The sequence below is a fragment of the Mycobacterium sp. E2327 genome, from assembly GCF_001672675.1.
In the GTDB taxonomy this organism is placed as follows: domain Bacteria; phylum Actinomycetota; class Actinomycetes; order Mycobacteriales; family Mycobacteriaceae; genus Mycobacterium.
Genome location: NZ_LZKE01000160.1, coordinates 18,280 through 29,823 on the forward strand (window position 1 = coordinate 18,280; position 11,544 = coordinate 29,823).

Genomic DNA, 11,544 nt, shown 5'->3' on the forward strand with positions numbered 1-11,544 from the left:
CGGGCCGGGTGAAGGAGCCAGTCGTGTCGGACGTTGATTACTGCGTGGTCGGAGCCGGGTTCGCGGGTTTGACGGCCGCCCTGCGGCTGAAGCAAGCCGGGCGCTCGGTGGCCTTGCTGGAGGCGCGCGAGCGGGTCGGCGGTCGCACGTTCACGGTCACCCGCGACGACGGCACCTGGATCGACCGAGGCGGCGCCTGGGTCGGGCCGGGCCAGGATCGCATCTACGCGATGATGAGCGAGTTCGGCGTGCCCGAATACAAGCAACACAACGACGGCGACGCGATGATGGTCCTCGACGGCAAGAAGCACCGCTACGGTGGCACCATCCCCTGGTCGATGAGCCCGTGGGCGGTCGCCAACCTCGGTGTCGGGCTGCTCTCGTTTGAGAACATGTGCAAATCGATTCCGCGCGATTCGCCATGGGAGGCGAAGAACGCCGCCGAGTGGGACCGCATCAGCCTGGGCGAATGGATCGACAAGAACACCATGTCCAAGCAGGCCCGCGAGATGCTGGACATGGCGCTGTCCGGCGTGTACACCTCGGCGGGGTCGGAGACGTCGCTGCTGTGGGCGCTGCTGCAGATGGGCTCGGGCGGCGGGCCCACCTTCGTCATCTCGGGCAAGGGCGGCGCCCAGGACGCCCGGCCCGTCGGCGGGATGGGTGCCATCTACCGGCAGATCGCCGCCGAACTCGGTGACGCGCTGCACCTTTCGCGCCCCGTCCGGCAGATCACCCAGGACGACGGCGGCGTGACGGTCGCGGCCGACGGCTTGACGGTGCGGGCGCGGCGGGCCATTGTCGCGATCCCGCTTGCCATCGCCAGTTCGATTGTGTACGAACCGATGTTGCCGGTGGACCGGGCACTTCTGCACCAGCGCATGCCAGGTGGCGCCGTCATCAAGATCTCGATCATCTACGACGAGCCGTTCTGGCGTGCCGACGGATTATGCGGCCAGTCGGCCGCGCCCGGGTCGCCGGCCACGCTCACCATCGACGCCTGCACGAACACCGCGGACCCGGGGATCATGTGCGTGATCACCGAGGGGTCGGCCGCGCGCCGGCTGACAAAAATGGACGAGTCCGATCGCAAAGCGGCGGTGATCGCCGAGCTCGTCGATCGGTTCGGCGGCAAGGCCAAATCGCCGCTGGAATTCCACGAACAGAACTGGACCACCGAGCGCTACTCGGGTGGCGGCATGATCAGCCACGCCCCGACCGGAGTGCTGACCGAATTCGGCTACACCCTGCGGCAGCCCTGCGGCCGCGTGCACTGGGCCGGCACCGAGAGCTCGGCGATCATGTGCGGGTGGATAGACGGCGCGATCCGCTCGGGCGAGCGCGCGGCCGCCGAGGTGATGGCAACCGAAACCGCAGCGGCCGCAGTCACTTAGGCCTGCGACAGGGCGCGGGCAGCACGCCGTTGTGCTACCCGCGCCTGGGGGCACTGGTCAGGCCCAGCCGGAGCCCACTGCCGAATCGGTGCTGGCCATGTTGCTGCCCGCGGACTGAACCTTGGCGCCGTGGGCATTGGCCTGCTCGTAGATCACCTGGAAGTTGCGACCCAGCTGCGTGATGAATTCCTGGCAGGCCACCGACCCGGCGCCGCCCCAGAAGTCCCCCGCCGCCAACACGTCTCGCACGATCGCCTGGTGTTCGGCCTCCAGCGACGCCGCCTGGGCCCGGATCAGCGCCCCGTGCGAATCCACGTCACCGAATTGGTAATTGATCGTCATCGTCAAATCTCCTAGCTGCTCAACGCTTGCTGCGAAGCCTGCTCTTGCTGCTCGTAGTTGTTGGCGTCGCGGACCAGCCCGTCGCGCACGCCCTGCAGCATGCTCACGATGTTGCGAAACGCCTGATTCATCTGTCCCATCGTGTCGTAGGACGTCGCCTGGGCCGCGCCGCTCCAGCTCGTGCCCGAAATGTCTTGCGACGACGCCCACATGCGTCGCGCCTCGTCCTCGACCGTCTGCGCGTGCACCGAGAAACGGCTCGCCATTTCCCGCATCGCATACGGATCGGTCATAAACCGAGTAGCCACCGGTTTGCTCCTTTCAAGAAGTGATCAATCTCTTTGTGCCGCCGCGTCACACGCGGTGGCGAGTCTCGACAGACTTACCGCTCACCCCCGCCCTATCCGACCCCGACCCGCGGCACCACGCTGGGCCGCGACTGCACCACATGCGGACTGGCCCCGCCGCGGCCCAACGTCCCACCCGCCGCTCCGCTGCCCATGCCGCCCATCGGCATCGGCATCATCGGCATGCCGCCCGCCGCAGAACCGACTCCCCCAGCGCCACCGGGAATTTCGCCGCCCAGCCCCGACATGGCCGCGCTGACCATCCGCGCCGGCATCGAGCCCTGCCACGTCGGGGGCACCGACATCGACCCCACCAGCCGCGCCTTGCCCAAACCCGCCGCCGTGGCAGAACCCGCGCCCCCACCGCCGAGTGGCGTAGTCACCGGAGCGGTGCTCCCGACGAACTTCGGGGCATCGGCCCCCACCGTCGCGGCGTTGGCCAATCCCGCCGTGCCGGCGTTCGCCCCCTGCGCGAGCGACATGATCGGCGACATCAGCATGCTGACGGGTAGCGTCGCGACCTGGGCCAGCGACGACAGCGACGACAGCGGCGCCCCGGACACCAGTGATTGCAGCGCGGCCACCAGGGCCGAAAGGGGATCGGCCGCCCCGCCGCCCTGCGCCGCCATTCCGGCGAGGTCAACCGGCGGCACCGCGAACGGCGTCAACGACGACGCCACCGACATCGCCCCCGCGTGGTAGCCGGCCATCGCGGCGACGTCCTGGGCCCACATCTCCATGTAGTGGAACTCCGTGGCCGCGATCGCCGGAAAGTTCTGGCCCAGAAAGTTGGTCGCCACCAACGTCATCAGCTGCGCGCGGTTGGCCGCGACGGCGACCGGATGCACGGTGGCCGTCTGCGCCGCCTCGAACGCCGTCGCCGCGGCCCGGGCCTGCGCCGCCGCGCCCTCCGCCTGCACCGCCGAGCCGGCCAACCACGACACGTAGGGCGCGGCCGAGCCCGCCATCGCCTGCGACGCCGGGCCCGTCCACGGGCCGCCGATCAGCGCCGAGACAACGGAGGCGAACGACGACGCCGACGACCGCAAGTCGGCGGCCAGCCCATCCCAGGCCGTCGCCGCCACGAACAGCGGACCCGCGCCCGCGCCGGCATACATTCGCGCCGAATTGATCTCCGGCGGCAACAACGAAAAGTCCGACATCACGGTCCCAACTATGCGAAGCGGTGAACGGAACTACGTCGGTCAAGACTCGTAGATCCGCGCGGTGTGGGGTCGTAGATCGCCATGCGGACATTCCCCTAGTGGAAGAAGCCGGCCTGGGAGCTGCCGTGGTTGAAGCCGCCGGAGCTGAAGTTGCCCAGGTTCGCGATGCCCGAGGAGAGCAGGCCCGCCAGCCCGATGCCGGTGACGTCGGCGCCCGCGTTGCCGATGCCGACGGCGAAGACGCCCGAGTTGTTGATGCCCGCGTCGACGCCGCCGCCCGTGTTGTGGAAACCGGAGTTGAAGCCCGCGCCGGTGTTCATGAAGCCCGAGTTGTCGAAACCCCCGTTGAAGAACCCTGAACTCCCCGCGCCCGTATTACCGAAGCCGGAGCTGGTGATACCGGCCGGGGTGATCGCACTGAAGAAGCCGGTGTTGAGGTCGCCGGTGTTGAAGGCGCCCGTGTTGGTGTTCCCCGCGTTCGCCCATCCAGTGTTCAACATGCCGGTGTTGAAGTCGCCCGTGTTGTCCAGACCCGTGTTGAAGCTGCCCGTGTTGTCGCCGCCGGAATTTCCGAAGCCGAAGTTGGAGCTGCCGGCATTGCCGGCGCCGAAGTTGAAGGATGCCCCGTTGCCGAAGCCGAAGTTCACCTCGCCGGCGTTGCCGAATCCGGTATTCGTGATGCCCGAGTTCCAGAACCCGGTGTTGGTGTCGCCGGCGTTGCCGAAGCCGAAATTGCCGCTGCCAGAGTTGAAGAAGCCCATGTTCCCGGTTCCCGAGTTGAAGAACCCGACGTTTCCCGTCCCGGAGTTGCCGAAGCCGAGGTTGCCGCTGCCGGAGTTCAGCGCGCCGAAGCCGATCTGGTTGTCGCCGGTCAGCCCGAAGCCGATGTCGTTGCTTCCGGTGTTCGCGAAGCCGAAGTCGTGGTTCCCGGTGTTGGCGGCGCCAACGTTGTTGTTGCCCCTGTTCCCGAAGCCCATGTTGGCCTGGCCGCGGTTCCCGCTGCCGACGTTTCCGCTACCGAGGTTGCCGTTGCCGAGATTGCCGCCGCCGCTGTTGCCGTTGCCGATGTTGTTGTTGCCGGCGTTGCCGTTGCCCACGTTCCCGCTGCCGAGGTTTCCCATGCCCACGTTCGTGTTGCCGACGTTGCCGGCGCCCACGTTGGCGTTCCCGGCATTTCCGGCGCCAAGGTTGAGGTTGCCGATGTTGCCCAGGCCGAGGTTGATGTTCGGCAAGGCGGCCTGGGCCAGCTGCGCGGCCACCGCCGTCGCCCCGCCGTGATAGCCCACCATCGCCGACACGTCCGCCGCCCACATCGCCTCGTACTGCGCCTCGGCCGCCGCGATCGCCGGAGCATTAAGCCCCAACACATTCGAACGCACCAACGACACCAACTCGCTACGGTTGGCCGCCACCGCCGCCGGATGCACCGACGCCGACACCACCGCCTCGAACGCCGACGCCGCCGCCCGCGCCTGACCCGCCGCCCCCGACGCCCGCGCCGCCGCCGCGCTCAACCACCCCACATACGGCCCCGCCGCCTGCGTCATCGCCACCGCCGCCGGACCCTGCCACCCAGCACCCGCCAGCCCGGAGGTCACCGACCCGAAAGACGAAGCCGCCGAACCCAACTCACCCGCCAAACCCTCCCACGCCGCCGCCGCGTCCAACATCGGACCCGGCCCCGCACCCAAATACACCCGCGCCGAATTGATCTCCGGCGGCAACACCAAAAAACTCATCACACATCCTTAGTTGAAGAAGCCCGACTGCGCGTCACGCCTGTTGAAGAAACCCGAGTCGTCGTTGCCCGAGTTGCCGATGCCCGAGTTGAAGACGTTCGAGTTGCCGATTCCGATGTTGTCGAAGCCGGTGTTTCCAATCCCCGCAAGGAAACTGCCCGAGTTGCCGATGCCGACGTTGTTGCCGTTGCCCGAGTTTCGGAAGCCCGACTCGAAGGCCAGGCCGGCGTTTTGGAAGCCGGACGTATCGCCGCCCGCGTTGAAGAAGCCGGAGCTGTCCAGGCCGGTGTTGCCGAAGCCCGAGTTCTTCACCCCGGCCGGGGTGATGCCGCTGCCGAAGCCGGTGTTCAGGTTGCCCGAGTCGAAGCCGCCGGTGTTGCTCGCGCCCGAATTTCCCCACCCGGTGTTGAAGTTGCCGGCGTTGAAGTCACCGGTGTTCAGGGAGCCGGCGTTGCCGCTGCCCGTGTTCTGGAAGCCGGAGTTCCCCATCCCGAAGTTCTGGGAGCCGCCGTTGAACATCCCCATGTTGTTCGAGCCGCCGTTGAGCGCACCGAAGTTGCTGAATCCGCTGTTGAGGAAGCCGGTGTCGCCCTGACCGGAGTTGGTGAACCCGGTGCTGAAGCTGCCCGAGTTCTCGAATCCGAAGCTGTGGTTGCCGGAGTTGAAGATGCCGACGTTTCCGGTGCCCGAGTTGAAGAAGCCGATGTTCCCGGTGCCCGAGTTGCCGAATCCGATGTTGCCGCTGCCGGAATTCAGTGCGCCGAAACCGATCTGGTTGTCGCCCGTCAGCCCGAAGCCGATGTCGTTGTTGCCCGTGTTGCCGAAGCCGATGTTGTGGTTGCCGGTGTTGGCGGCGCCGACGTTGTTGCTGCCGCGGTTCCCGAAGCCCATGTTCGCGTCGCCGCGGTTGCCGCTGCCCATGTTGCCGGAGCCCAGGTTCCCGTTGCCGACGTTGGTGTTGCCGAGGTTTCCGGCGCCGACGTTGCCGACGCCGTTGTTTCCGAAGCCGGTGTTGTTGTTGCCGGCGTTCCCGCTGCCCAGGTTTTGGCTGCCCCGGTTGCCGTCGCCGATGTTGCCGATGCCGTTGTTTCCGTTGCCGACGTTGCCGCTGCCGATGTTGCCGCTGCCCAGGTTCTGGTTGCCGCTGTTGCCGCTGCCCACGTTCCCGTTGCCGTGGTTGCCCCCGCCCACGTTGCCGGCGCCGACGTTGCCGATGCCCAAGTTGGCCAGGACGTCCTGCGCCGCGGCCTGTGTGGGCGCCCCGATCATGGACGCGTTGGCCGCCTCGGCTTCCGCGTAGAGCGTCCCGCCGGCGCTCATGGCCCGAACGAACTGCTGATGAAAGCTCGCCGCCCGGGCGCTCAGCGCCTGATACAGCTCGGCGTGCCCGGAAAACAGGGCGGCGATCGCGGCCGAGACCTCGTCGGCACCGGCCGCCGCGACCGCGGAGGTCGGAGCGGCCGCCGCCGCGTTTGCCGCGCTCAACGCCGAGCGGATGCCCTCCAGATCCGCCGATGCGGCCGCCAGCATCTCCGGGGCCGCCACCACGTACGACATTGCCGTCCCTCCCGATCGTTCGCCGTCGGGCGAAGGGTGAAAACGCAGCGAATTGCGAACCCGGCCCCCGACGTGTGTTGGAAACGAGTCAAATATGCGGGGGATTGCGTCGAACTAACGTCGGTCGTATCGCGTAGATACAGAGCATGAGGGGTCGTAAATGCAGCGAGGCCCGGGGTCGTAGGACCGCCCACGGCAAAGCGGTAGCCCGTGTCCGCGGGCCCGCCGTGGCTTCCTCCGCCGCCGCGATGACCTCAACGGATTTGCGTTGGAACTGGACCCTGGGTGGGTGGCATGAGCGAAACTGATGTGCGCGGGGGCATACGGTCATGGAGTAGGAGTGACCCTGGCGTCAGAGAGTTCATGCCCACGGGAACGGTGACCCTGCTGGTCGCCGATTTCGAGGGCTCCGAGCGACTGTGGGAGTCGCGGCCGGAGCAAATGACGGCCGCGCTCGTGCGGCTGGACCGCGCCGCCTCCGAGCTCGTCCCCACCCACGACGGCGTGCTGGCGATCGAGCCGGGTGTCGGCGACAGCTTCATGGCCGCCTTCGCGCACGCGACCGACGCGGTGGCGTGTGCTGTGGAGTTGCAGCGCGCGCCGCTGGCGCCGATTCGGCTGCGGGTCGGCGTGCATACCGGCGAGGTCCAGCTGGACGACGCCGGCGACTACGTCGGCTCGACCCCCGAGCGGGCGGCCCTCCTGCGCGACCTGGCGCACGGCGGCCAGATCCTGCTCTCGGGCATCACCCGCGACCTGGTCGTCGACCAATTGCCGGCTGATGCCTGGCTGACCGATCTCGGCACCCATCAGCTCGGCGACCTTCCGCGCCCCGAGCGGGTGGCGCAGCTGTGCCACTCCGACCTGGATGTCGAGTTCCCGCCGCTGCGCACCACGGGCAGCGTCGTCCCGCACGGCCTCCCGGTGCAGCTGACCCGGTTCGTGGGTCGGGTCACCCTGACCAACGACGTCGTCAAGGCGCTGTACGAGAACCGGCTGGTAACCCTTGCCGGCGCCGGTGGCGTCGGCAAGACCCGGCTGGCGGTCCAGGTGGCCGCGCAGGCGGCGGCCGAGTTCGACGGCAATGTGTGGTTCGTCGACCTGACGCCGGTCACCGACCCCGACGTGGTGCCGGTCGCGGCGCTTCGGGCGCTGGGCCTGCCCGACCAGCCGGGCCGCTCGGCGACGGACACCCTGGTGCGGTTCCTCGGCGATCGCCGGGTGTTGCTCGTCCTGGACAATTGCGAGCACCTGATCGACGAGTGCGCCGACCTGACCGTCGCGCTGCTGGGGGCGTGCCCGCAGTTGACGATCCTGACCACCAGCCGCGAGCCGATCGGGGTGGCCGGCGAGGTCACCTGGCGGGTGCCGTCGCTGTCGCTCGCCGACGAAGCGATCGAACTGTTCGTCGACCGTGCGCGGCTGGCCCGGCCCGACTTCGACATCGCCGTCGACGACACCGCCGCGGTGCGGGAGATCTGCGCGCGCCTGGACGGCCTGCCCCTGGGCATCGAGCTGGCGGCGGCGCGGGTGCGGATGATGTCGCTGACCGAGATCCTCGACGGGCTGCGTAACCGGTTCCGGCTGGTCACCGGCGTCCGCCCCGGGACGCGGCGCAAACGGACGTTGGGTGAATCGGTCGACTGGTCCCACGAGCTGCTGAGCGAGCCGGAGCGCGTGCTGTTCCGCCGGCTGGCGGTCTTCCGGGCCGGATTCGATCTCGACGCGGCGCGGGTCATCGGCGACGGCGACCCGGCGCAGCAACTCCAGATCCTCGACCGGCTCGCCCAGCTGGTGGACAAGTCGCTCGTGGTGGCGGAGAACGCCGGCGACAGGACCCGCTTCCGGCTGCTCGACACGGTGCGCCACTACGCGATGGCCAAGCTGATTGAATCCGGTGAGGCCGACGAGATGCACGCGCGGCACCGCGATTACTACGCCGCGCTGGCGGCCCTGCTGGACAGCCCCGCGGACCCCGACCATCAGCGCCGCATCGAACAGGTCGAGATCGAGATCGACAACCTGCGGGCCGCGTTCGCGTGGAGCCGCCAAACCGGGGACATCGAGCGGGCGCTGGAGCTGACGTCGTCGCTGCAGCCGCTGTGGCAGACCCGCGGCCGCATCCAGGAGGGGTTGGCGTGGTTCGACGCCACCCTGCCCGAGGACGACGCCGGGATCTCGGCCGTGGTGCGCGGGCGCGCCCTCGCCGACAAGGCGGCCCTGGACGCGTCGCGCAGCATCGGCGACAACCTCGAGCAGGCGCAACAGGCCGTGGCGATCGCACGCCAGATCGACGACCCCGCGCTGCTGGCGCGCGCGCTCACCGCCTGCGGTGCGATCGCTTCCTACAGCGCCGACGCGGCCCGCCCCTACCTGGCCGAGGCCATCGGCATCGCCCGCACGCTGGACGACCGATGGCGGCTGATCCAGATCCTGACCTGGCAGGCGAACGGCGCGTTCTACGCCGGCGATCCGGTCGCCGCGGAGGCGACCTCCCGCGAAGGCTGCGAGCTCGCCGCCTCGATCGGCGACCGGTTCCATGCGCGCTCGTGTCACTGGACCCTGGGCCTGGCGCACATGATGAAGGGCGAGTTGGTCAAGGCCGTCGAGCAGTTCGGCGAGGTGACCGCCGACGCCGACGCGGCGCACGATGTCCTGTTCCGGTGGGGCGCGCGGCTGAGCCTCAGCCTCGTGCTCTCCTTCCAGGGCGAGGTGGAGGCGGCCGCGGCCGCGGCCCGCGCGTCGCTGGAAGCCGCGTCGGATTTGTGGCCGTACAACGAGGGATTCAGCTATGCGGTGTTGGCCACCGCGGCGCTGGCCGCCGGCGACGTCGCGGCGGCGACCGCGGCCACCGAGGCGGCGCAGCAGCGGGTGACCGTCGAGGGCGAGCTGGGTGCGGCGATCGCCAACCCGATCGTCGAGGTCGCCCTGGCCCGAGGCGATCTGATCGAGGCCGGACGCTGGGCGGACCACCAGGTCGCGTCGTCGGCGGGCTGGCACCTAGCCCGGGCGCTGACCCGACGCGCGCGCGTCGCGATCGCCAAGGGCGAGCCGGATCAGGCGGAGCGCGACGCCCACAAGGCGCTCGGCTGCGCCGCGGAGTACGGGGCGCACCTCGCCGTGCCCGACATCCTCGACTGCCTGGGCCGGCTGGCCGCCGACGGCCAGAGCCATCGCGACGCGGCGCGGCTGCTGGGTGCCGCGGACACGATCCGGCGACAGATCGGCGCGGTGCGGTTCCGGATCTACGACGCGGATCACGCGCGCACGGTCGCGGCGCTGCGCGACAGCATGGGCGCGCAGGACTTCGACGCCGCGTGGGCCGAAGGCGCCGGGCTCTCGCTCGACGAGGCCGTCGCCTACGCGCGCCGCGGCCGGGGCGAGCGCAAGCGCCCGACCAGCGGCTGGGCCTCCCTCACCCCGACCGAACGGGACGTCGCGCGGCTGGTCGCCGACGGGCTGGCCAACAACGAGATCGCCGCCCGGCTGTTCATCTCCCGGCGGACGGTGCAAACCCACCTCACGCACGTCTACGCGAAGCTGGGCATCACCTCTCGCGTGCAACTCGCCCAGGAAGTGGCCGGCCGCGGCTAAGTGCCGCATGGCATAGCCACATATGCCTAAGCACCGCGAACGGGTAGATCTACGACCCCCTGCCGCGGGCTATTTACGAGCTTTGACCGACGTTTCGCACCCGCCTCGGCCCGCATCCTGGACTCGATTCCAGATGAACGTCGGGCTGGGGTAGCGAGGCACATCCCCCCGAACACGTGATGACGATCGGGAGGAAAGCAATGTCGTTCGTAGTAGTGGACCCCGCGCTGGTGGCGGCCGCGGCGGCGGATGTGGAGAACATCGGATCGGCGCTCAGCGCCGCCCACGCGGCGGCCGCGGGCCCGACGACCGCGGTGCTGGCCGCCGGCGCCGATGAGGTGTCGGCGGCGTTGGCCACGCTGTTTTCCGGCCACGCCCAAGAGTTTCAGGCGCTGGGCGCCGAGGCGGCGCTGTTCCATCAGCAATTCACGCAGACGATGAGCACCAGCGGGGCGATGTTCGCGGCCGCCGAGGCCGCCAACGTGTCGCCGCTGCAGACCTTGTTCGACGGCGTCAACGGGGAGGTTCAGGCGCTGACCGGACGTCCGCTGATCGGCAACGGCGCCAACGGCGCCCCGGGGACCGGACAAAACGGCGGCAACGGCGGGTGGTTGATCGGCAACGGCGGCGACGGCGGATCCGGCACCGCCGGCGGTGCCAACGGCGGCAACGGCGGAAACGGCGGCGCCGCCGGGCTGATCGGCAACGGCGGGGCCGGCGGTTCCGGCGGAGCCCCCCTGGCCCTGGGCGGCGCCGGCGGGGCCGGCGGCAACGGCGGGTCGGCCGGGTTGTTCGGCTCGGGCGGGGCTGGCGGGGCTGGCGGGAACTCGAACGCCACCGGAGGGAACGGCGGGGCCGGCGGTAACGCCGGGATGTTGTACGGCGCGGCCGGGGCCGGCGGCGCCGGCGGGCACAGCGGCAGCGTCACGCTGCCCGGCGGTGACGGGGGCGCCGGCGGCGCCGGCGGCCTGTTCTCCAGCGGCGGCACCGGCGGGCTCGGCGGGACCAGCGTGGCCGGCACCGGCGGCACCGGGGGCGCGGGCGGGGCCGGCGGGATGTTCGGCGCCGGCGGCGCCGGCGGGGGCGGCGGAACCACCGGGGGCGGCAGCGGCGGGCTCGGCGGGGCCGGCGGTTCGGGCGGGATGTTCGGCGCCGGCGGGGCCGGCGGTGCCGGCGGGCACGGCTCAACCTTCGGTGGGGCCGGCGGCGCCGGCGGCAACGCCGGCCTGCTCAGCATGGGACCCGGCGGGGCCGGCGGCGCGGGGGGCGAAAGCATCACCCCGGTGGTCGGCATCGGCGGGGCCGGCGGGGCCGGCGGCAACGGCGGCCTGCTCTTCGGCGACGGCGGCGCGCACCGCGGCGTCGGAGGCGTCATCGAGCCTCGGATGGTCGCCGGCCCCCTACG

Annotated in this window: 8 protein-coding genes; 3 read left to right on the top strand and 5 right to left on the bottom strand. The window is 70.2% G+C overall.

Translation table 11 applies throughout. The annotated features are described in order from the left end of the window. The first annotated feature begins 23 nt into the window (after positions 1–23). Entirely contained in the window at positions 24–1,394 is a 1,371-nt protein-coding gene (locus A5712_RS19250; protein ID WP_068108199.1) for an NAD(P)/FAD-dependent oxidoreductase, read from the top strand. Between the two features lie 57 nt (positions 1,395–1,451). Here A5712_RS19250 and A5712_RS19255 read toward each other — a convergent pair whose 3' ends face one another. The 5 genes from A5712_RS19255 to A5712_RS31435 form a co-directional block, all read right to left on the bottom strand. Continuing rightward, positions 1,452–1,736 carry a WXG100 family type VII secretion target gene (locus A5712_RS19255; RefSeq protein ID WP_068108167.1) on the bottom strand — a complete coding sequence of 95 codons (285 nt, stop codon included), beginning with the start codon at positions 1,734–1,736 and terminating at the stop codon, positions 1,452–1,454. A gap of 11 nt (positions 1,737–1,747) precedes the next feature. Continuing rightward, a complete protein-coding gene (locus tag A5712_RS19260; protein WP_068108169.1) occupies positions 1,748–2,044 on the bottom strand; it encodes a WXG100 family type VII secretion target in 297 nt (98 codons plus the stop codon). 92 nt (positions 2,045–2,136) lie between these two features. Beyond that, positions 2,137–3,249 (bottom strand): PPE family protein, encoded by a 1,113-nt coding sequence (locus tag A5712_RS19265; protein ID WP_068108171.1) that lies wholly within the window; start codon positions 3,247–3,249, stop codon positions 2,137–2,139. Between the two features lie 95 nt (positions 3,250–3,344). After that, positions 3,345–4,988: a PPE family protein gene (locus A5712_RS19270; protein ID WP_068108173.1), complete on the bottom strand. Its 1,644-nt coding sequence runs from the start codon at positions 4,986–4,988 to the stop codon at positions 3,345–3,347. Positions 4,989–4,997: 9 nt separating this feature from the next. Then, on the bottom strand, positions 4,998–6,545 hold the full coding sequence (locus A5712_RS31435) for a PE family protein (RefSeq protein WP_068108175.1): 1,548 nt from the start codon (positions 6,543–6,545) through the stop codon (positions 4,998–5,000). Between the two features lie 363 nt (positions 6,546–6,908). Between A5712_RS31435 and A5712_RS19280 the strand changes: the two genes are divergently transcribed. Together A5712_RS19280 and A5712_RS19285 are read left to right on the top strand one after the other, a co-directional pair. Beyond that, positions 6,909–10,139, top strand: coding sequence for a LuxR family transcriptional regulator (locus A5712_RS19280; RefSeq protein ID WP_068108177.1), 3,231 nt, complete (start codon positions 6,909–6,911; stop codon positions 10,137–10,139). A 200-nt stretch (positions 10,140–10,339) separates the two neighbouring features. After that, on the top strand, positions 10,340–11,544 hold a 1,205-nt coding region (locus tag A5712_RS19285; protein ID WP_156766645.1), incomplete at its 3' end, for a PE family protein.

Bases quoted from the DNA above. Each gene is read 5' to 3' on its own strand.
- A5712_RS19255 (WP_068108167.1), bottom strand. From the start codon at position 1,736: ATGACGATCAATTACCAATTCGGTGACGTGGATTCGCACGGGGCGCTG.
- A5712_RS19270 (WP_068108173.1), bottom strand. From the start codon at position 4,988: ATGAGTTTTTTGGTGTTGCCGCCGGAGATCAATTCGGCGCGGGTGTAT.
- A5712_RS31435 (WP_068108175.1), bottom strand. From the start codon at position 6,545: ATGTCGTACGTGGTGGCGGCCCCGGAGATGCTGGCGGCCGCATCGGCG.
- A5712_RS19280 (WP_068108177.1), top strand. From the start codon at position 6,909: ATGCCCACGGGAACGGTGACCCTGCTGGTCGCCGATTTCGAGGGCTCC.